17 protein-coding genes are annotated in these 21,733 nt (G+C 34.0%); 9 read left to right on the forward strand and 8 right to left on the reverse strand.

Annotated features, from left to right (window positions below; all coding sequences use genetic code 11):
- Positions 1–50: 50 nt before the first annotated feature.
- The 3 genes from ACE939_RS07295 to ACE939_RS07305 all read right to left on the reverse strand — a co-directional run bounded on the left by ACE939_RS07295 (position 51) and on the right by ACE939_RS07305 (position 4,718).
- Complete coding sequence (locus ACE939_RS07295; RefSeq protein WP_378188254.1) at positions 51–1,310, reverse strand: aminotransferase class I/II-fold pyridoxal phosphate-dependent enzyme; 1,260 nt, start codon at positions 1,308–1,310, stop codon at positions 51–53.
- A 148-nt stretch (positions 1,311–1,458) separates the two neighbouring features.
- A complete protein-coding gene (locus ACE939_RS07300; protein ID WP_378188255.1) occupies positions 1,459–2,499 on the reverse strand; it encodes a PLP-dependent cysteine synthase family protein in 1,041 nt (346 codons plus the stop codon).
- Positions 2,500–2,585: 86 nt separating this feature from the next.
- The gene (locus tag ACE939_RS07305; protein ID WP_378188256.1) at positions 2,586–4,718 is read right to left on the reverse strand and encodes a S9 family peptidase; all 2,133 of its coding nucleotides are present in this window, start codon (positions 4,716–4,718) and stop codon (positions 2,586–2,588) included.
- A 167-nt stretch (positions 4,719–4,885) separates the two neighbouring features.
- Here ACE939_RS07305 and ACE939_RS07310 point away from each other — a divergent pair, with 167 nt between their 5' ends.
- Both ACE939_RS07310 and ACE939_RS07315 read left to right on the forward strand, forming a co-directional pair.
- Positions 4,886–5,200, forward strand: coding sequence for a YbaB/EbfC family nucleoid-associated protein (locus tag ACE939_RS07310; protein ID WP_378188257.1), 315 nt, complete (start codon positions 4,886–4,888; stop codon positions 5,198–5,200).
- Between the two features lie 71 nt (positions 5,201–5,271).
- Positions 5,272–5,580 (forward strand): YegP family protein, encoded by a 309-nt coding sequence (locus ACE939_RS07315; RefSeq protein ID WP_378188258.1) that lies wholly within the window; start codon positions 5,272–5,274, stop codon positions 5,578–5,580.
- A gap of 60 nt (positions 5,581–5,640) precedes the next feature.
- Here ACE939_RS07315 and ACE939_RS07320 read toward each other — a convergent pair whose 3' ends face one another.
- Complete coding sequence (locus ACE939_RS07320) at positions 5,641–6,663, reverse strand: threonine aldolase family protein (protein ID WP_378188259.1); 1,023 nt, start codon at positions 6,661–6,663, stop codon at positions 5,641–5,643.
- Between the two features lie 26 nt (positions 6,664–6,689).
- The gene (locus ACE939_RS07325) at positions 6,690–9,095 is read right to left on the reverse strand and encodes a zinc-dependent metalloprotease (RefSeq protein ID WP_378188260.1); all 2,406 of its coding nucleotides are present in this window, start codon (positions 9,093–9,095) and stop codon (positions 6,690–6,692) included.
- A gap of 98 nt (positions 9,096–9,193) precedes the next feature.
- Between ACE939_RS07325 and prfB the strand changes: the two genes are divergently transcribed.
- The 4 genes from prfB (at position 9,194) to ACE939_RS07345 (ending at position 15,927) form a co-directional block, all read left to right on the forward strand.
- Positions 9,194–10,292 (forward strand): peptide chain release factor 2 gene (gene prfB, locus ACE939_RS07330; protein WP_378188261.1). Its coding sequence is split into 2 segments (ribosomal slippage): positions 9,194–9,256 and positions 9,258–10,292, totalling 1,098 coding nucleotides; the frame shifts between segments, so codons are not numbered across the junction.
- A gap of 10 nt (positions 10,293–10,302) precedes the next feature.
- Positions 10,303–10,647, forward strand: coding sequence for an arsenate reductase (glutaredoxin) (gene arsC, locus ACE939_RS07335; protein WP_378188262.1), 345 nt, complete (start codon positions 10,303–10,305; stop codon positions 10,645–10,647).
- Between the two features lie 305 nt (positions 10,648–10,952).
- Positions 10,953–13,373, forward strand: coding sequence for a TonB-dependent receptor domain-containing protein (locus ACE939_RS07340; RefSeq protein WP_378188263.1), 2,421 nt, complete (start codon positions 10,953–10,955; stop codon positions 13,371–13,373).
- Positions 13,374–13,467: 94 nt separating this feature from the next.
- Complete coding sequence (locus tag ACE939_RS07345) at positions 13,468–15,927, forward strand: TonB-dependent receptor domain-containing protein (protein WP_378188264.1); 2,460 nt, start codon at positions 13,468–13,470, stop codon at positions 15,925–15,927.
- A gap of 60 nt (positions 15,928–15,987) precedes the next feature.
- On the opposite strand, the gene ACE939_RS07350 is transcribed toward ACE939_RS07345, so the two are convergent.
- Positions 15,988–16,164 carry a hypothetical protein gene (locus tag ACE939_RS07350; protein ID WP_378188265.1) on the reverse strand — a complete coding sequence of 59 codons (177 nt, stop codon included), beginning with the start codon at positions 16,162–16,164 and terminating at the stop codon, positions 15,988–15,990.
- Between the two features lie 182 nt (positions 16,165–16,346).
- Between ACE939_RS07350 and fumC the strand changes: the two genes are divergently transcribed.
- Positions 16,347–17,741, forward strand: coding sequence for a class II fumarate hydratase (fumC, locus tag ACE939_RS07355; protein ID WP_378188266.1), 1,395 nt, complete (start codon positions 16,347–16,349; stop codon positions 17,739–17,741).
- Between the two features lie 79 nt (positions 17,742–17,820).
- On the opposite strand, the gene ACE939_RS07360 is transcribed toward fumC, so the two are convergent.
- The gene (locus ACE939_RS07360; protein ID WP_378188267.1) at positions 17,821–19,071 is read right to left on the reverse strand and encodes a cystathionine gamma-synthase family protein; all 1,251 of its coding nucleotides are present in this window, start codon (positions 19,069–19,071) and stop codon (positions 17,821–17,823) included.
- Positions 19,072–19,268: 197 nt separating this feature from the next.
- On the opposite strand from ACE939_RS07360, the gene ACE939_RS07365 reads away from it, so the two are divergent.
- Positions 19,269–19,724 carry an Lrp/AsnC family transcriptional regulator gene (locus tag ACE939_RS07365; RefSeq protein WP_378188268.1) on the forward strand — a complete coding sequence of 152 codons (456 nt, stop codon included), beginning with the start codon at positions 19,269–19,271 and terminating at the stop codon, positions 19,722–19,724.
- 375 nt (positions 19,725–20,099) lie between these two features.
- A complete protein-coding gene (locus ACE939_RS07370; RefSeq protein ID WP_378188269.1) occupies positions 20,100–20,705 on the forward strand; it encodes a hypothetical protein in 606 nt (201 codons plus the stop codon).
- 14 nt (positions 20,706–20,719) lie between these two features.
- Here the strand turns inward: ACE939_RS07370 and holA are convergent, their stop codons facing one another.
- A complete protein-coding gene (holA, locus tag ACE939_RS07375) occupies positions 20,720–21,724 on the reverse strand; it encodes a DNA polymerase III subunit delta (protein WP_378188270.1) in 1,005 nt (334 codons plus the stop codon).
- Positions 21,725–21,733 lie beyond the last annotated feature (9 nt).

A 21,733-nucleotide genomic window follows, 5' to 3' on the forward strand; every position in this document is an offset into this window, starting at 1 on the left:
AAAAAAAAGCCACCGATCGGTGGCTTTTTTTTTAATATATTATACATGAGTTATTCACCCATAGCTTCTGCAACTGAAGCAGAGATTCTTTTATAAGTTCCATTTTCTAAGGTTTCCCGAATGGCTGAGAAAGCAACGAGTGTTTCATCAATATCTTGTTGCGTATGGGATGCTGTAGGAATTAATCGTAATAATATCAATCCTTTTGGTATCACTGGATACACAACGATTGAACAAAATACCCCATGATTTTCTCTCAAATCTTTCACTAATGCCATTGCTTCAGGAATACTTCCTTTAAGATACACTGGTGTAACACAACTTTGAGTCGTACCCAAGTCAAAACCTCTGGCACGCAATCCATTTTGTAATGCGTTCGTATTTTCCCAAAGCTTGTCTTTAAGTTCTGGCATAGTTCTAAGCATGTCTAAACGCTTTAGAGCCCCCACAACCAATTGCATTTGCAATGATTTAGCAAACATTTGAGATCTTAAATTGTACTTTAAAAAATCAATAATTTCTTTATCTGCCGCGATAAATGCTCCTGTACTTGCCATAGATTTTGCAAAAGTTGCAAAGTAAACATCTATTTGATCTTGAACACCTTGCTCCTCACCTGTACCTGCACCTGTTTTACCTAACGTACCAAATCCATGTGCATCATCAACAAAAAGTCTAAAATTGTATTTTTCTTTTAATGCTACAATTTCTCTAAGTTTTCCTTGCTCTCCTCGCATACCAAAAACACCTTCAGAGATCAATAAAATTCCCCCTCCAGTTTTTTCGGCCATTTTGGTAGCACGCATCAAATTCTTTTCGATACTTTCTACATCGTTATGACGATACGTATAACGCTGCCCTTGATGCAATCTAACACCATCGATAATACATGCATGTGCGTCTACATCATAAACTATAATATCATCCTTTGTAACCAAAGCGTCTACTGTAGAAACCATTCCTTGATAACCAAAATTAAGAAGATATGCTGCTTCTTTCTTAACAAAAGCTGCTAATTCATCTTGAAGTTTTTCATGCAAATCGGTATGACCGCTCATCATTCTGGCTCCCATAGGATAAGCAGAACCATAATCGGCCGCAGCTTGAGCATCAACTTCTCTTATTTCAGCTTTATTTGCTAGTCCCAAATAATCATTAATACTCCAAGTGATCACATCCCTACCCTGAAACTTCATTCTATTTGATATTGGGCCTTCAAGCTTAGGGAATACAAAATAACCTTCTGCCTTATCTGCCCATTTTCCTAAAGGACCTTTATCCTTGTAAATTTTATCAAATAAATCTCTCATCTACCTAAAATTTGATTTTATAAGTTTGCGAAAATACTGAAAATTGACGTGACGACATAATAATATTTACCATCCCTTATCAAAAAAAAATATTTCACAAAAAAGCACCTGAAATATTATCAGATGCTAATGTTTTTAACTAGTATAACTACTTAACTACTTGTATAGCCGAAGCAGTCAAAATATCTTCATTATCCATAAAGCCTTGATCCTGCATCCACTCATCACTATACACTTTACTCATATACCTAGATCCATGATCAGGTAAAATTATAACGACGTTGCTAGAGTTGTCAAACTCTCCTTGTTGTGCTAATTGCTTAACACCTTGTATAGCAGCTCCACTTGTATACCCTAGAAACAATCCTTCTAATCTTGCTAGCTCTCTTGCAGTAATTGCACTTTCCTCATCTCCGACTTTTTCAAATTTGTCAATACTATCAAAATCAGTTGCTGTTGGAATTAAATTTTTACCCAGACCTTCTATACGATATGGATAAATTTCATTTTTATCCAATGTTTTGGTTTCATGATACTTTTTAAGCACTGATCCATAGGCATCAATCCCTAACACTCGTACTTCTGGATTTTTAGCTTTTAAATATCGTGCTGTTCCCGATATAGTTCCACCTGTTCCACTGCAAGCCACCAAATGCGTTATATGTCCATTAGTTTGCTTCCAAATTTCTGGCCCCGTAGATTCAAAATGCGCATCTACATTAAGTTCATTAAAATATTGATTAATATATACTGAACCTTCTGTTTCTTGATGAATACGTTTTGCTACTTCATAATAGGATCTTGGATCATCTGCTGCTACGTGTGCAGGACAAACATGAACCTCTGCTCCCATACTTTTGAGCATGGCTATTTTATCTTTTGATGATTTTGAGCTTACAGCCAAAATACATTTATATCCTTTTATCGCACTTACCATAGCTAAACTAAAACCAGTATTACCACTCGTAGTTTCAACAATAGTATTGCCTGGCTTAAGTATTCCTTTTTTCTCTGCTTGCTCGATTATATAAAGAGCTATTCGATCTTTGGAAGAATGCCCTGGATTAAAAGACTCTATTTTGGCATAATAATTACCCGGTAAACCTTTAATTATTCTGTTCAATTTAATGAGTGGAGTGTCGCCGATAAGCTCCAGAATACTATTGTACGCCTGTATCTTTTCTTTCATAAAGTTAGTTTTTCAGTTTATCGATCATACTTTGGGGTATCGATAAACGGCTAAAAAACGCCACGAAGTTACATTATTTTTTTTAATTATTCAGTTATACCTTCCAAATCTAATAAAAAAGCATACTCTTCTGCAACCTCTTTTAAAGCTTCAAAACGTCCTGAAGCTCCTCCATGGCCAGCTTCCATATTTGTGTGTAACAATAATATATTTGTATCTTGTTTGACTGCTCTCATTTTTGCTACCCATTTTGCTGGTTCCCAATATTGAACTTGGGAATCATGTAAACCTGTTGTTACTAACAAATTTGGGTATACTTGAGCTGTAATGTTATCATATGGCGAGTAGGATTTCATATACGAATAGTATTCCTCATCGTTTGGATTCCCCCATTCATCATATTCTCCAGTGGTTAGTGGTATACTATCATCTAGCATGGTTGTTACTACATCTACAAAAGGTACCGCTGCCACTACTCCATGATATAGTTCTGGTGCCATATTGATAACTGCACCCATAAGCAATCCCCCCGCAGAACCTCCCATAGCATATAAATGTTCTTTTGAAGTATAGCCTTCTTCAATTAAAAATCTTGAACAATCTATAAAATCTGTAAATGTATTTTTCTTTTTAAGAAGCTTTCCTTCTTCATACCAAGGCCGTCCTAGGTACTCTCCTCCTCTTACATGAGCAATCGCATATACAAAGCCTCTATCCAGCAAACTTAACCTAGCTGTCGAAAAATAAGGATCGATAGTAGCACCGTAAGATCCATAACCATATTGTAAAACAGGGTTTGTACCATCCATTTTAAGACCTTTGCGATATACTAAAGACATCGGGATTTTTGTACCATCAATCGCAGTAGCCCACACTCTTTCTGATGTATAGTTATTTTTATCAAACGTACCTCCTAATACTTCTTGCTCTTTCTTTACATTTTTCTCCTTGGTTGCCATATTGAAATCAATAACCGAGTTTGGAGTTACTAAAGAGTTATAAGCATATCGTAAAATCTTAGTGTCAAAATCTGGATTGGTACTTACATAGGCAGTATATGTTTCATTATCAAAGGGTAAATAATAGGTTTCAGATCCATCCCATCGTTGTACTTGAATCTTATTTAATCCATTAGTACGCTCACTAATAACTAAATAATCTTTAAAAATCTCGATATCCTCTAGCAATGTATTTTGTCGATGAGGAATAACATCAACCCAATTTTCTTTTTCTGTGTTCTGCTCCTTAGTTTTTACCAACTTAAAATTTGTCGCCCCGTCTGCATTTGTTAATACATAGAAATGATCATTATAATGGGAAATTCCATATTCTAGACCTCGAACTCTAGGTTGAAATATTTTAAACTCTCCATTGGGTTCATTTGCTCTTAATATTCTATATTCTGAAGTGAGGGTACTAGTTGATCCAATAACAATATACTTATCTGACTTAGTCTTATAAACAAATGTATTAAAGGTATCATCCTCTTCTGTAAACACCTCAACATCCTGTGATGTTGAAGTTCCCAAAATATGCTTCATTATTTTATAAGACCTAAGAGTTTCTGCGTCTTTTTTTGTGTAAAACAAAGTTTTACCATCTGCAGCCCAAGTACTACTTCCTGTTGTATTTTCGATCTTATCTTCATACACATTACCATCAACCAAATTTTTAATACGAATGGTATACTGGCGTCTACTTACCGTATCTTCTCCAAAAGCAACCAACGTATTATCTGGACTTACATTTAAGCCTATTAAACGGTAATAACTATATCCCTTTGCCTCGAGGTTGCAATCGAATAAAATTTCTTCGGGTGCATTCAAAGTCTCTTTTTTTCTTGAATAGATTGGGTAATCTTTTCCTTTCTCATATCTAGTTATATACCAATACCCGTTAAACTTATAGGGAACTGATGCATCGTCTTCTTTTATTCGAGATTTCATCTCTTCAAAAAGTTGTTTTTGCAGGGCTTTGGTATGAGCTGTCATATCCTCATTATATGCATTCTCTCTCTCAAGATAATCAATCACTTCTGGATCTTCGCGATCATTTAACCAAAAATAATTATCATGTCGAATGTCTTCAAACTTTTCGAGTTGATACTCTCTAGTTTCTGCTATAGGAGGAGTAGGTGTTGTATTCAATTCTTTATCTTTTTTTGTACATGAAGTTGTAAAAATAAGGGATACCACGCAGATAATATCAAAGGTTTTCATCTAATATCAATTTTGAATAATTAAGTTATATAACAACAACGCGTACATTTGTGACATTTATTAATTAAGAAAATGCTACTCACAGAGCTTTTTGCCTAAATTACTAGCTTATTTATTGTAGCAAAATAGTAATTTTGTCATTAATACTAATTAAAATACAATAAGAAATGTTTGGAGATATGATGGGTAAACTAAAAGAAACCCAAGCTCGTGTAGAGGAAACAAAAAAAAGAATGAATTCTGTACTTATTGATGAGGCGAGTACAGATGACCTTCTACAAATTACGATTACAGCCAATCGAGAAATAAAAAAGGTTACAATTGCAAACGAACTTCTTGAAGACAAAGAACAGCTAGAAGATTATTTGATTCTAACCTTAAATAAAGCTATAGCAAAAGCTACCAAAGTAAATGAGGATGAATTAGCAGCTGTAGCAAAGGACGGTATGCCAAACATCCCAGGACTTGATAAGTTTATGTAAAACTTTATTGTTTTTTAGTGTTCTTTTAATTCTATATTTTTATATTTTAATAGGATGCTAAAAGATTCAATATGTTTGAACTAGTAAAGAAAGGAGATGATACTTATTATTTTAATTTGAAAGCTAACAATGGTCAAATTATAATGAGTAGTGTATTATTCACGAGTAAAAATGCGGCAGAAAATGGTATCTTATCGGTAAAAAAAAATGCAGCAGAAGCTGATCGCTATGAAAGAAAAACTGCAAAAGATGGCCGTTTTTATTTTAATCTAAAATCATCTAACGGTCAAATTATTGGTAAAAGTCAAATGTACACCTCTGAGTCTGGCATGGAAAATGGAATTTTAGCTTTAAAAAAAATGCGGCAGAAGCAAAAATAAAATCTCTGTAAAGTTTAAAAAAAAGTAAGTCAAGGTTGATCAACCTTGACTTACTTTTTTTTAATTTCGATCTAAATCTCTCAAAACTTGTAGAAAATGCGTATGCATTTGCTCGGTATAATCATGATGTGTAACTAACCTTAATTTTCCTTGACCCATACTATAAAAATGAATATCCTTTTTGGCCATTGTATCTATAAAGTCATGTTCATTAGTCGAAATTTTAAATATTATTATATTAGTGTCTATTGGTTCTACTTCTTCTACAAATGATAACCCCTTAAGCACCCCACCTATTTCTTGCGCACGTTTGTGATCCTCGACTAATCTATCCCATTGATATTTTATACCATAAAGGCCTGCAGCAGCCATAAAACCTACTTGACGCATTCCCCCTCCCAAAACTTTACGAACGCGTATCGCATGTTGCATAATAGCCGCATCACCTATCAAAACAGACCCCATAGGGGCCCCCAATCCCTTACTTAAACATACAGATATAGTGTCGAATAAATCACCAAAATCTTTTGGATTTTGATTTTTTGCTATTAACGCATTCCACAATCTAGCGCCATCCAAATGGAAACCAAGATTATGTTTATCACATATTTTTTTAATAGCTCGTAAGGTTGTTAAATCATAACAAGCTCCTCCACCTTTATTAGTTGTATTTTCAACACAAACTAGCGTAGTTAATGGACTGTGATAAAAATCAGGCGGATTTATTGAGGCTTCTACCTGTTCTGCTGTAATCATCCCTCGATTTCCTTGCAATAATTTACAGGATACTCCGCTGTTAAAAGACACACCTCCCCCTTCATAATTAAAAACATGCGCATAATGATCTGCTATTAGCTGTTCACCAGGCTGTGTATGCAATTTTATAGCTGCTTGATTAGCCATACTCCCCGTAGGAAAAAACAATGCGCTTTCCTTTCCAAAAAGATTAGCAATATAGGCTTCAAGTTCATTTACAGAGGGATCTTCTTTATAAACGTCATCTCCTACCGAAGCATTGATCATTGCATCAAGCATTCCTGGTGAGGGTTTGGTTATAGTATCGCTTCTTAAGTCTATTTTCATTCGTACAGTACTATTATATTATTATATTAAAATGTGCATTCAAAACTACCTATGGGAGATCCATCGGGAATCTCCACATTGGTTGAAGGAACTATTAATTCTGTTCTTTCAGTATATTCCTTAATGATATATGCCAAGTATGAAACAAAAGTCTTATCCCCTTTAAAAACATCCGTCTCAAGACTTTTACGTACCTCGTTTAATTTTGATAAAGCAATAGCGTTAACTTGTGGGTATACTGTTTTTTCCTTACTTAAGCGAAGTAAATGTTGAATCATTAAAAATTGTATATTTTTTTTAATTTCATTGGTATAAGAATTCAGAGATTTACTATCAAAAATTGTCATAATTAACTGATCAATCACTTCGGATAAGCCTAATTGATTTGCATCCAAACTTTTTTGTTGTATGAGTCGAGACGCGCGCTCTGGATGTAACAATAAAGATAAGGTCATTTCACTCGCAGTTGCAGCTGCACTTATCGCATCAAAAGCTACACCGGTTTTACTTTTAAAAGATTCTCTAGTTCTTGCAAAACCATATGCTCTTGGTGGAAATAATTTAAGTTTATCTTTTGGAATTGCTAGAACTTCTGGAGTCAATGTTTTGCAAATTGACGTTAAGGCTTTCCGTTGTTTCTCTGAAGCCAATATAGACATTATTGGTTGTTCACTACCCTTAATTGCATAGGTATACTCCAACCCGGCTATTGATTTTATGACAGCTTCAGTTTGATAGCGATGAAAAAAATATAAAGGGACAAATACATCTTCCAAAACGGTAAAGGGTTCATCTTTTCGGATATTATCTTCAGAAAAAGTTTCTATTGCCACTTTACGTATGTTTAAAATTCGATCCAATTCATCACTCATATCTGTACCATTATCCCAAAGATGTGCCTTTACGTGAGCCCCTCCTTTGGCTCTAGCATCACTATCAGTTATAAAGCGCATACCGCTAGCGTATGAATTATTTAAGATCGAATCCAACTGTTTTTTTTCGTTTACTTTTGAAAAATCCGAATAGCTATAGGCAACAGTTACTTTATCCCAAGCTCCTATACCATCTGCGTAAGCATCAGATATATCTATTTTTCCTCTATTTAGTTTTACCAATGGGTGTGGATAATCCATTACAGATGCGCGCTCTATAGAACTAGCAGCAAAATTATGAGCAAACCCCAAAGTATGTCCTACTTCATGAGCCGATAATTGTTTGATTCTATCCAAAGCCATATTCAACATGGGTTCGTAATTTAAATCATTATTTGCAAAAGGCTTGTCTAGTAGTGCTTGAGCAATTAAAAAATCTTGACGAATTCTCAAACTTCCTAAACTAACGTGCCCTTTTAGGATTTCACCCGTTCGCGGATCGATGATACTTGCACCGTAGCTCCATCCTCTGGTCGAGCGATGCACCCATTGTATAACATTATATCTTAAATCCAAAGGATCTGCATCTACGGGTAACATTTTTACTTGAAATGCATTTGTGTATCCAATAGCTTCAAAAGCTTCATTCCACCAAGATGCTCCCTCTAACAATGCAGTCTTAACTGGCTCGGGGGTACCTGGATCTAAATAATAAACTATAGGTTTTTTTGCTTCACTTTTTAATGCTTCTGGATCCTTTTTCTCTAAGCGGTGACGTAAAATAATCTGTTTTTTTATAGGAGATTGGATAGGGGTGGCATAATCATAGAATGAGGTGGAGATAGCTCCACTACGCGGATCAAAAGCTCTCATACTATAACCACTGTTTGGTAACGCAACAAGTGAATGATGTTGTACAACGGTAATCGCTTTTGGGTCAGGCACAACACTAGCAAGGTATTTACCACTAGGCGTCCCTGTGAAGGTAAGTTGACTTTCAAATTCCAAATTTTTTGGAAATGCTTTTAACCTATCCTCTATTAAAGCACTTCTAGATATATCCAATTCATACGAACCTTCTTTCCTTTTTTTTAAACGCTCTTGTACACCATGACTATCTCGTAGCAAAAACGGAGTGAAATCAATAATATATTTCCCGTTAATCTCTTCTTTCACAGGAAAACCAAATAAAACTGACCGTGCAAACGCTTGTTTAACACTTTGCTTCTCCAACGCATTGTTTGTGTTTGCTCTATATTTAAGGTTTTCCTGAACTAAGAATATTTTATTCCCTTTTTTTTCAAATCTTACAATTTTGCCACCACCTAATTGACCACGATCCAAGCCTATATCATTAGAGCCTATACCGTTTACTAATGCGTGAACATACAAAAACTCTTCATCCAATCGATCCACCTCTAGATATACCGCATCCTTTGCCTCGCTATAATAAAAATTAAATAATCCTTCATACGATTTTAGTTCCTTTTGTTTCCCCAAAAATTGAGCATTTAAAGATGTATACGTAAGTAGTAAAAAACATATGATGATTATTCTCATTACCCTAGATTTTATTTAAGACTCTAAAGCTATAAAAATAATCGTAAAATCATTTTGTTCTAGTTCCTTTAATCCTATTTTTGCGTAAAAACAACTATATGATTACAGCTGAGACAATTCTTGATCTTAGAGAGCGCCAGGTAGCGTTAAGGAGGTATCTTTGACATTGATGCCAAAACTATAGAAATATCTAATCAAGAGGAAAAAACTTTTGCACCAGATTTTTGGAACGATGCGCGAAAAGCAGAACAGCTAATGCGAACCTTAAATACTGAGAAAAAATGGGTGTCAGAGTACACAAAAAGTGAATCACTTGTAGACGACCTTGAAGTAGTATTCGACTTTTACAAAGAAGGAGGTGCTACAGAGAGTGAACTTCAAGAACGGTACATTGAAGCCAAAGATCTTATCGAAGGATTAGAATTTAAAAATATGTTAAGTGATGAAGGTGATTCACTTAGTGCTGTTATTCAAATTACAGCTGGAGCAGGTGGAACAGAGAGTTGCGATTGGGCTAGTATGCTCATGAGAATGTACTTAATGTGGGCTGAAAAAAACGGATATAAAATAAAAGAACTAAATTATCAAGAAGGAGATGTAGCAGGTATTAAAACTGTAACTCTCGAAATTGAAGGAGACTATGCTTTTGGATGGCTTAAAGGAGAAAACGGAGTTCACCGATTAGTTCGTATTTCGCCTTTTGATAGCAATGCAAAACGGCATACTTCTTTTGCCTCTATTTATGTATATCCACTTGTGGACGATTCCATCGAAATTGAAATAAATCCTGCTGATATTAATTGGGATTTTGCCAGATCTAGTGGTGCTGGAGGACAAAATGTCAATAAGGTCGAAACAAAAGCTATCCTGACTCACCATCCCACTGGTATTGTAATTCACAATTCTGAAACACGTTCTCAGCTAGAAAATAGAGAAAAAGCAATGCAAATGCTCAAATCTCAATTATATGAGATCGAACTAAAAAAACAGCAAGCCCAACGCGACGAAATTGAATCCTCAAAAATGAAAATTGAATGGGGATCGCAAATTCGTAACTATGTAATGCATCCCTATAAATTGGTCAAAGATGTACGTACGGCACACGAGACTGGAAACGTGGACGCTGTAATGAATGGCAACATTGATGAATTTTTAAAAGCCTATTTAATGATGATGGGACAAAAAGAAGACGAATAAAAAATATTCTATGTTTACAATATATCACAATCCCCGTTGCAGTAAATCAAGAGCAACCTTATCTATACTGCAAGAAGAACAAAATGAATCGATAGAAATTGTAAAGTATTTAGATCAAAACTTTACTAAAGAAGCGATCGAAAATCTATTGACTAAATTAAATATAGAGCCCATAGAACTTGTTCGCAAAAATGAGCCTTATTGGAAAGAGCATTACAAGAACAAAGAATTATCAAATGATGAAATCATTACGCTACTTGCAGAGCATCCAAATTTAATAGAACGTCCTATTGTAGTTAAGGGTTCAAAAGCTATATTGGGACGCCCTCCCGAAAATGTGAAAGATCTTTTTTGAATTCTCATCAACCCGATGTAGTTACTTAAAGCGATATGTACACGATATCGCTTTTTTTATACATTATTGTAACTACCATCTTTATTTACTGTTTTCCCATAACTTATATATTTTTTTTACGTATTTGAATGTTATTTAGGTAAGAACATGCAGTATTATTAAAAAATAGTTAATTTTTTCCTTGATTATTCCCTAGTATAGTTATAAAATTGTAGCTACTAAAGACACCAACACTTTAGCACTCAAAATAACTTTAAATACTATAATCCGCATTCTGTAAAAATACTCTTGAACCTAATTGAATAATGAAGAAAATTATTGTGCTTGTCATAATGTTTTTCAATTTGCTTGTGTATTCGCAAACTGAAAAAAAAATAGTGATAACTGGTCAAATTGCAGATGCTAGTACTTCAACACCTTTAGAGTATGCCACTGTTTCATTTATTGAACCAGCTTCTAAACGCGTTGCTTTTGGAGGAATAACTGATAAAAAAGGAAAATTCAAGATTACTATTAGCCCAGGTATGTACGAGGTTTATATCGAATTTATTTCCTGTGAAACTAAAATAATTACTCAACAAAATTATAGTAGCAATACAAATCTTGGAATGATTATTTTGAAACCGTCTTCAGAAGAGCTCGATGATGTAGTAATCACAAGCGAAAAGACAAGTGTCGAAATACGATTGGATAAAAAGATATACAATGTCGGAAAAGATTTAACTGCAGCAGGAGGCTCCCTAAGTGACGTTTTAACTAACGTCCCCTCTGTATCTGTAGATGCTGCGGGCAGTATTGCCCTTAGAGGTAATGAAAATGTACGTATATTGGTGGATGGAAAACCTTCTGCACTGGTCGGTCTAGGAAATGCAGAAGCACTGCGCCAACTTCCGGCAGAATCAATTGATCGAATCGAAATTATCACTTCACCTTCCGCTCGTTATGATGCTGAGGGTACAGCCGGTATTATCAATTTAATTCTGAAAAAAAATAAATTAGCAGGTATCAATGCTACACTATTAGCCAAAACTGGCTATCCTGAAACTGGCGGAGCTTCAGGAAATTTTAATTACCGAACTAATAAAGTAAATATCACCAATTTTACTAGCTATACCTATCGAGAAACTCCAGGTAATTCTTTTGTCGAGAATCGTTTTTTTAATATTATACAAGATGTTACAGCTGATAATGGTTTACGTGATGATCCTGATTCCTATCTTCAAGAAGATAGAGAGTATGACAGAATTTATAGGGGTCTAACAGTCAATTCTGGATTAGAATGGTTTGTGAATGAATCTTCTTCTATTACTAATAAATTTTTATATCGCGCAAGTAATATTGACAATATCACTACAAATTCGATAACTCAATTTGACGAAAACAAAAATAGAGTTGCTCAAAATGTACGGGTAGACCCAAATAATGAAAAAGACATCACACGACAGTATTCTTTAAATTACAATAAAAAGTTTAAAACTTCAGATCATAACCTTTCGTTCGATTTTCAATTTGAAAATAGTGAAGAAAATGACGCTACGCGCATTACTCAAAGTAATTCAACGTTAGCCGAATTAGTCTCTACAGACATAGACGAGCGCAATATTTTGTTACAATCTGACTATAATCTACCTCTATCCCAAAAATTTAAAATCGAGCTTGGGTATAGAGGGATTTTTAACAATCGACAAACTGATTTTGTGGTTAGCGAGGAATTGAATAATACCATTGCACTAAATAACGACTTAACTAATTTTCTAGAGTTTCAGCAATATGTTAATGCTGCCTATGTTCAATTTGGAAGCAAATTTGGTAAATTCTCCATCCTTTTAGGTTTAAGAGCAGAAGATACACGAATCATCATAATACAAAAAACTAATTTTGAATTTAATAAAAAAGAATATACAGACGTATTTCCTACTTCGAATATAGCCTATGAAATAGGTAAAAAGCACACCATAACTTTAGGTTTTAATAGAAGAATTCGAAGACCTGGCGCAGCTTTTTTAAATCCATTTCCTGCTAGATCTAGTATAACAAATATTTTTCAAGGCAACCCTAACTTAGATCCTAGCTACAGCAATGTTGCAGAGGTATCGTATCTTAATAAGATGCCTAAGTTAACCTTGGATGCTTCTATCTATTATAATCATACCTCGGATGTTTTTACATTCGTACCTATCGATACGGGAGAACGTGTCACCATCGGAGTTGATGCCAACAACAACCCAACAATTGTACCAGTGATATCAAGAACACCGATTAATCTAAATAACTCTGATCGCTACGGTGTTGATTTTACTGCTATATACACACCGATTAAAAAATGGAGAATTAATGGCAACTTCAATGGTTCATACTATGAAATTAATGGCAATTATGAAAGAGAAAACCTTGATGCTGCAGCGTTTAGCTGGTCTGCCCGCTTAAACAACAAAATATCTCTGCCAGCAGCAATTGATTGGCAAACTATTTTGGACTATCGAGGCCCAATAGTTAATGGTCAAATAAGAAACAAAGGTGTTTTTACAACGAACCTCGCATTCAGTAAAAATTTCTTTAAAAATAAGGCCACCTTGACTTTGGGTATTAATGACGTATTTAATTCCAACATTGGAAAAAGTACAGTAACAGCCTCAACGTTTACCTCTTATAGCGAATATCAATGGAGGGTACGTACTTTTAATTTATCATTTACCTACCGCTTTAAGCGAAAAAAAAGCAAGTAAGAAGTCTGAAAACAACCTTATGATGTTTTAACATTATCTTAACTGTTATGGATTAAACCTACTTCCTATTTACAAGTCTAACGTTCAAAAAAACATGTTTAGATTTCAAATGATGGTTAGAGCCATCGTCTTCTTTTTGGGTATATCCTTGACTGCACAGACTTCGAACAACCCTGTTAGGATAACAGGAAAGGTAGTTGATCAAATTACTAATGAACCTTTAGAATACGCGACTGTAAGTTTTTTCGACGTAAAGCAACAAAGAATTGTTACTGGAGGTATTACTGATCAAAATGGTGCTTTTGGTATCGATGTTCCTTCGGGTGTTTATGATGTAAAAATTGAATTTATTTCATTTAAAACTGTTACATTACCTCAGCAAAAATTATTTAAAGATACCACGCTTAAGCCTGTACTCTTAAGTCTGGATACCGAGTCCTTAGAAGATGTAGTTATTATTGCCGAAAAAACTACCGTTGATATCCGTTTGGATAAAAAGATATACAATGTGGGAAAAGATTTGACAGTAAGTGGCGGAACGGTAAGTGATGTATTAGATAATGTTCCCTCTGTTTCTGTTGATGTAGAAGGGAATGTTGCGTTACGGGGTAACGATAATGTCAAAATTTTAATTAATGGAAAACCTTCGGGCTTAGTTGGATTGAGTGGTACAGATGCATTAAGACAATTACCTGCAGAATCTATCGAACGTGTCGAGGTAATTACGTCTCCCTCTGCACGCTATGATGCCGAAGGAACTGCTGGTATACTCAACATTATTCTTAGGCGAAGTAAATTACAAGGTCTTAATGGCGCTATCACTCTAAATTCTGGATACCCTTTTCAGGCAGGGGCTTCGGGAAATTTAAACTATCGTACGGGAGATTTTAATTTTTTTACAACCTCGGGATATGCTTATCGCGAAGTACCAGGAAATGCATTGACGAGAACACGATATTTTAATATAAATACAGATACCGGTATAGATGGACCAGATTCTTTCTTAAATGAAACTCGAGATTTTGATCGCATACGTAAGGGTCTAAATACGAATATAGGAGTAGAATGGTATGTTAATGAAACTTCGTCGATTACTACTTCCTTTTTATACAGAAATAGTGATAATGAGAGTAATACTACAAATATTATTGTCGAACCAGATAGTAATGGTTCAATTGTTAATAGTACCGTTAGATTTGACCCCGAGCGAGAAGATGATATTACTAAACAATACTCATTAAACTATGTGAAAAACTTTAAGAAAGCTGGTCACAAATTAACCTTTGATTTTCAAATTGAAAATAGTTTAGAAGAAGAAAATTCTGAAATCATACAGGGTAATACATCTAGCATCGAATTAGTGAACACTGTAGAAGATCAGGATCGAATTTTGCTACAAAGTGATTATGTGTTACCACTAGGTGAATTAAGTCAATTTGAATTAGGTTATCGCGGTAACTTCAATACTTTACGTACAGATTACCTTGTGGGCACAGATAATAATGGAGTAATTACCATTGATAGAGGTGTTTCAAATAATCTTATCTATACAGAACAAGTAAATGCTTTTTATTCTCAATTTGGTAGTAAAATTAATGCTTTTTCATTTTTATTAGGATTACGCTTAGAAGAAACAAGAATTACCATCGATCAAACAACTAGTGGTGATTTTAGTAAAAAGAACTACTTAGATTTCTTTCCAACAATTAATTTAAGTTATGAATTTAATGAGAAACAAAGTTTAACTCTAGGATACAATCGTAGAATTAGAAGACCTCGCTCTCGATTTATAAATCCTTTTCCCTCTAGATCGAGTATAACGAATATTTTTCAAGGAAATGCAGATTTGGATCCTAGCTATGCAGATGCATTTGACATTGGTTACCTCAATCGAATGGGAAAGGTAACCTTAAATACATCTTTATATTACAATCACTCAACTCAGATATTCACATTTATTTCTGAAGACACAGGAACAACGGCTCTTATATCTAATAGTGATACTTCTCAAACCGAAGTTCCCGTTATTAGAAGAACGCCAATAAACTTATCAAGTTCTGATAGATATGGTTTTGAATTTACTTTGACATATAATCCAATCAAGAAATGGCGAATGAATGGAAGTTTTAATGCTTTTCAAGATAATACTAGCGGCAGTTATGAAGGAGTTAATTTTGATAATGATAACTTTAGCTGGTTTGCCCGTTTTAGCAATAAAATCACACTCCCTGCAAAAATTGATTGGCAAACCAATATAGATTATCGTGGTCCTAGTGAGACGGCACAAAGTCAAAATGATGGAATTTTCACTACTAATATGGCTTTTAGTAAAGATCTTTTTAAAGACAAAGCTTCGATTACTTTTAATATCAGTGATCTTTTCAATTCAAGAAAACGAATTAGTAACTCTATAACTAATACTTTTGAATCATATAGTGAATTTCAATGGAGAGAACGCAATTTTAATGTATCATTTACTTACCGTTTTAATCAAAAGAAAAAACGTGAACGATCCACTAGAGAAGGTAATGGAGATGAAGAATATGAGGGATAGATAACTTAAAAAGGGACTTCAAATGAAGTCCCTTTTTAAAGTATATAATGAATAGCGTATTTATGCTACTTCTTTAGCTTTTCGCTTTTCTTCACGCTTTAATTTAAAGTTTTCGATAGTTGCACCAAAAATCCAATATGGTACTACGAAGGTTAATAAAAAGATCATTAACCAAAAGCCTATTGTTAATATGGTTAAAAAAGCTAAAAAACCTAAGTATTGATCAAATTCAAACATAATGCTATAGTAATTTACAATTTTGCCAAAGATAGTAACTCTGTCCTTTATCTCATAAAATTACTTTAAATAATTTGAAATACTTTATTATAGCAACATGGGTAATGAATAAACAATAGTTTTCTGAAGATCTAGTGCTACAAATTCTTAAATTTGCATTCTAAAAATTTAACACACATACTATGGATTTTAGAATAGAAAAAGATACCATGGGGGAAGTTAAAGTTCCTTCTGATAAGTTATGGGGTGCACAGACAGAGCGTTCGAGAAATAATTTTAAAATTGGAGCTGCCGCCTCCATGCCTTTAGAAATAATTTATGGCTTTGCTTATCTTAAAAAATCAGCTGCTTATACAAATTGTGAATTAGGTGTTTTACCTATCGAAAAAAGAGATCTTATTGCTCAAGTTTGTGACGAGATTTTAGAAGGAAAACACGATGACCAGTTCCCACTAGTAATTTGGCAAACTGGATCTGGGACACAAAGTAATATGAATGTTAATGAGGTTATTGCTAATAGAGCACATCAATTGGCTGGTAAAACTATTGGAGAGGGTGAAAAAACATTACAACCTAATGACGACGTAAATAAATCACAATCATCTAACGATACATTTCCGACCGGGATGCATATAGCTGCCTATAAGAAATTAGTAGAAGTTACAATACCTGGTGTTACTCAATTAAGAGATACCTTACATAGAAAGTCTGAAGAATTTAAAAACGTTGTCAAAATAGGTCGTACGCATTTCATGGATGCTACACCCTTGACTATCGGACAGGAATTATCTGGATATGTTTCTCAATTAGATCACGGACTCAAAGCTTTAGAAAACACTTTACCACACATGGCAGAGATTGCTTTGGGTGGAACAGCTGTTGGTACTGGCCTTAATACTCCCGAAGGTTATGCCAAAAAGGTTTCTGAGTATATCGCTCAGTTTACCAAACTACCCTTTACAACTGCCGATAATAAATTCGAAGCTTTGGCCGCACATGATGCATTTGTTGAAACTCATGGTGCATTAAAGCAATTGGCAGTTGCGCTAAATAAAATCGGTAATGATATTAGAATGCTTGCTTCTGGACCTCGAAGTGGCATTGGTGAATTAATAATTCCTGCCAATGAACCTGGTAGTTCCATTATGCCAGGAAAGGTAAATCCTACACAATGTGAAGCATTAACTATGGTCTGTGCACAAGTAGTAGGAAATGATGTTGCTATTAGTGTTGGAGGTATGCAAGGACATTTCGAATTAAATGTTTTTAAGCCAGTTTTGGCTGCCAGTTTATTACAAAGTGCTCAATTGATTGGAGATGCATGTGTATCTTTTGATGAACATTGTGCTCAAGGTATTGAACCAAATCAAGCAAGGATTACAGAATTATTAAATAATTCATTAATGTTAGTAACCGCTTTAAACACCAAAATTGGTTACTATAAAGCTGCCGAAATAGCAAATACTGCACATCAAAATGGTACAACCTTAAAACAGGAAGCTGTTGCATTAGGCTATGTAACCGAAGAAGAGTTTGACCAATGGGTAAAACCTGAAAACATGGTGGGTAAATTATAATGATAATGATCATAGTTAAATTAAGAAGGCAGTCTAATATAAATAGACTGCTTTCTTAATTATAGGATAAAATAAAGTCTTATACTTGATCCAAAGCCTGTTTAAGATCCCAAATTATATCTTCATAATTTTCTATTCCAATAGATAACCGTACCAATTTATCGGTTATTTTGAGCTTTTTGCGATGTTGCTCCTCTACGCCTGCGTGAGTCATTGTTTTGGGATGCTCTGCTAGACTTTCGGTTCCACCTAAGCTTACTGCTAATTTGATCAATTGCAAGCTATTTAAAAATTTAAAAGCTTCTTTTTCTCCACCCTTGATATCAAATGAAACCATGGCACCTGGCTCAGAACATTGCTTTTTATAAATATCATAATGTCGTGTACCCTCTGTTAATAGCCCTAAATAATAAACCTTTTCTATCTTTTTATGATCCTTGAGAAAATAAGCAATCTCTTGTGCATTCTTAGTTTGTTGATCCATTCTTACTTTCAAGGTTTCTAAGCTTCTCAATAGTAACCATGCCGTATGCGGACTCACCATATTCCCTAAAAATGTTCTAAGCACTCGTACTCGTTGCATCACTTCTGCTCCTCCCAAAACGGCTCCGGCTATTAGATCGCTATGTCCCCCAATATATTTTGTAGCAGAATATAGTACCAAATCTGCACCACATTGCAAAGGATGTTGCCACAAAGGTCCCATATAGGTGTTATCGACAGCTAATAAAACTTTTTTAACATCTGTAGAGTAGGAAGCTGCCATAGCACTAAATTCACTAATATCTACTATATCATTTGTTGGATTAGCAGGGGTCTCAAGGTATATCATAGCTAACTTATCTGCCTTACCAGTGGCTTTAATCATAGCATTTATTTCATCCATACTTTGATTAGGAAAAACTGCCAATGTATGTACTCCTATTTTGTCTAAAAAATGTTGAATAAAATGATCAGTACCACCATACACTGGATTACCATACACTAACAAATCACCTGGATTTAAAAATTCCATTAATACGGTACTTATTGCTGACATTCCACTTTCAAATACAGCGCAAGCATCAGCTTGATCCCATAAGCTAAGGCGGTTCTCTAAAATTTCTAAATTAGGATTATTAATGCGACTGTAAATTAAACCTAATTCTTCGGTAGGATTTTTTTCTCGCAAACCATAAGCTAATTCAAAAAACGCTTTTCCCTCTTCGGCTGTCTTAAATACAAACGTGGAGGTTTGAAAAATAGGACATTTTATGGCTCCTTCTGATAATTCGGGTTTATACCCATAGGTCATCATTAAACTCTCAGGATTAAAGGTATGATCTTTCATTTTTTATATGATTTATATAATTAGAATAGGTTAAAATAATTAGTAGGTCTCAACTAATAAATACCATATAAAACTATCAATTTAAAGAATAATAAACTTCACTATTAGAAATATTAGAATATTATTCTAATTAAATAATATTAAAAGCAAAAAATTCTAAATTAGATTATATATTACGCTTTCTTTAGAATAAAATTATGGACACTACTGACAAGGCGATACTAATACTATTACAAAAAAATGGGAAAATAACAATTAAAGAAATTGCAGAACGCCTCAATTTGACTACTACTCCAATATTTGAGCGTGTCAAAAAACTTGAACGAGAAGGTTTTATCACTTCATATAAAGCAATTGTTGATCGTAAAAAAGTAAACTTACAGCTGATTGTGTTTTGTAACATAACTCTTAATTTACACCAAACTGATTTTCTTAAAAAATTTGAAAAAGATATTCAGCAATTCCCTGAGGTAGTTGAATGCTATCACGTTGCTGGTATGTTTGATTATTTGGTAAAGATCTATGCTAGAAACATGGAGGAATATCAATATTTTTTATCCAATAAATTAGCTTCTTTAGAAAATATCAGTAAAGTACAGAGTTCCTTTGTTATGACCGAAGTAAAGTCACTGTCTTACCTACCAATAGCCTAGATGAACATTACTTATTTCTTAAAAATTGTTAACTCGATATAGTTAAAAAATACTTAAATAATTGACTTCATTATTTAAGCAAATGTTAATAGTAATAGTCTTGGTTGGTACTTGGTTTCCTTGACGTTCTCTCGATATCCATTGCTCTTAACATCATGTTAGATTGCACTAGTGTTATTATTTCTCTTTAATCCTGAATCTCTGATTTTAACCTTAAACTTTTCAATTACGTCATGTTATCCTCAATTGCTGTGCTATTTTAAGTTTTTAGTAACATTTGACATTACTGCATGACCAACTATTGTTTCTGTTTTCATGCGATTATAAAGTACATTTGTTTTAAGGAAAACACACAAATCATTTAATCAACCACACATGAAAGTTAACGCTGTTTATCTTTTACTCATTGTACTTTGTACCCAAAGTTCTTTATATTCACAATACAGAAAACGTAATAATCCTTGGATTCTTGGTGTCGGAATTAATTTAATCGATGATTCTGGAACTGGTTTGAGTGGAAAATTTAAAATTTCTGAAAATTATAATTATAGCGCTCCTATATCGATGTCTTTGGAAAAACGATATCATAATGACTATGGCATATCAGTAATGTTGAGCCATAATCGATTTTTGGAAGGAAAACGAGTAAATATGCAACTTTTAGAAGATCCAATTTCTTTTTATGCCATTGATACTAACTTTAAATATTACATAACGAATAACTGGTTATATACCGAGCGTGCCATGTATGAAGGATATTTGACAACTGGTGCAGGAGTAAGTATTTATAATCAAGAGCGTGCTACCTTAATAAATGCTGGTTTAGGAGTAAATATTTATCTTTCAGAACGTATTCGTTTGAATCTGCAAGGTTTGGCAAAACTTTATCCTGGGTCAAAAAATCGACTGGCCAGCAATTATTATCAATATAATATTGGACTAATTTTTAGATTTACAGACGGCAAAATTTGTCATTGTTAGCATTGGTAATTTTTTTAAGAAAAAATTTTTACCAATAATTCTTTCAAAATATCACCTTGGGATAAGCTTACAGCACCAACACCTTTACTTTTAACATCCGACTCTCTAAGTAAATTTATTATACCACTTACTTTTTTCATAGGGTAATTATGTGCTGCTTCAGTATAATCCTTTACAAAATAGGGATTTATCTTTAAAGCCGAGGCTACCCCTCTTGGAGACTTATCAGATAAACCATGATATTGTAACACCTGAGAAAAGTAACTATACAGCAAAGATATTGTAACCACTAAAGGATTGTCCTTTGGATTTTGCGCAAAATAATTTATTATTCTGTAGGCTTTCAAAACATTACGTGATCCTATTGCTTTGCGCAGTTCAAAATTATTAAAATCTTTACTAATCCCTATATTTTGCTCAATATGATCTGGTGTTATTTGGGATCCAACTGGCAATATTAACTTCAGCTTATCGAGCTCATTATTTATTTTACCTAAATCTGTACCCAGAAATTCTACTAGCATTTGAGATGCTTTTGGATCTATTGCATATTTTGCACCTGCAAGTACTTTTTTTATCCAATCTGCGACCTGATTTTCATATAATTTTTTACTCTCAAAAATGACGCCTGATTTAGCTATTGTTTTGTAAAGTTTCTTTCTTTTATCTATTTTCTTGTACTTGTAGCAAAGTACCAAAACTGTTGTAGGCTGAGGATTTTCGGCATAACTTGCCAATTTTTCAATTGTTCTTGATAAATCTTGAGCTTCTTTGACAATGACAACTTGCCGCTCTGCCATCATCGGATAACGTTTTGCGTTAGAAACGATATCCTCTACGGTAACGTCACGTCCATACAAAACCATTTGATTAAATCCTTTCTCTTCTTCAGCTAAAATATTGTTATTAATGTATTCAGATATTCTGTCTATATAGTACGGTTCCTCTCCCATTAAAAAATATATAGGTTTGATGACTCCGCTCTTTATATCACTAACTATTTTCTTTACTTCATCCATTCAGAAAAA

The organism is Aquimarina rhodophyticola (assembly GCF_042434915.1).
Lineage (GTDB): Bacteria > Bacteroidota > Bacteroidia > Flavobacteriales > Flavobacteriaceae > Aquimarina.

Bases quoted from the DNA above. Each gene is read 5' to 3' on its own strand.
- ACE939_RS07305 (WP_378188256.1), bottom strand. From the start codon at position 4,718: ATGAAAACCTTTGATATTATCTGCGTGGTATCCCTTATTTTTACAACT.
- ACE939_RS07310 (WP_378188257.1), top strand. From the start codon at position 4,886: ATGTTTGGAGATATGATGGGTAAACTAAAAGAAACCCAAGCTCGTGTA.
- ACE939_RS07365 (WP_378188268.1), top strand. From the start codon at position 19,269: ATGGACACTACTGACAAGGCGATACTAATACTATTACAAAAAAATGGG.
- ACE939_RS07300 (WP_378188255.1), bottom strand. From the start codon at position 2,499: ATGAAAGAAAAGATACAGGCGTACAATAGTATTCTGGAGCTTATCGGC.
- ACE939_RS07325 (WP_378188260.1), bottom strand. From the start codon at position 9,095: ATGAGAATAATCATCATATGTTTTTTACTACTTACGTATACATCTTTA.
- arsC (WP_378188262.1), top strand. From the start codon at position 10,303: ATGTTTACAATATATCACAATCCCCGTTGCAGTAAATCAAGAGCAACC.
- ACE939_RS07345 (WP_378188264.1), top strand. From the start codon at position 13,468: ATGTTTAGATTTCAAATGATGGTTAGAGCCATCGTCTTCTTTTTGGGT.
- ACE939_RS07315 (WP_378188258.1), top strand. From the start codon at position 5,272: ATGTTTGAACTAGTAAAGAAAGGAGATGATACTTATTATTTTAATTTG.
- holA (WP_378188270.1), bottom strand. From the start codon at position 21,724: ATGGATGAAGTAAAGAAAATAGTTAGTGATATAAAGAGCGGAGTCATC.
- ACE939_RS07360 (WP_378188267.1), bottom strand. From the start codon at position 19,071: ATGAAAGATCATACCTTTAATCCTGAGAGTTTAATGATGACCTATGGG.
- ACE939_RS07295 (WP_378188254.1), bottom strand. From the start codon at position 1,310: ATGAGAGATTTATTTGATAAAATTTACAAGGATAAAGGTCCTTTAGGA.
- ACE939_RS07320 (WP_378188259.1), bottom strand. From the start codon at position 6,663: ATGAAAATAGACTTAAGAAGCGATACTATAACCAAACCCTCACCAGGA.
- fumC (WP_378188266.1), top strand. From the start codon at position 16,347: ATGGATTTTAGAATAGAAAAAGATACCATGGGGGAAGTTAAAGTTCCT.
- ACE939_RS07340 (WP_378188263.1), top strand. From the start codon at position 10,953: ATGAAGAAAATTATTGTGCTTGTCATAATGTTTTTCAATTTGCTTGTG.
- ACE939_RS07370 (WP_378188269.1), top strand. From the start codon at position 20,100: ATGAAAGTTAACGCTGTTTATCTTTTACTCATTGTACTTTGTACCCAA.
- ACE939_RS07350 (WP_378188265.1), bottom strand. From the start codon at position 16,164: ATGTTTGAATTTGATCAATACTTAGGTTTTTTAGCTTTTTTAACCATA.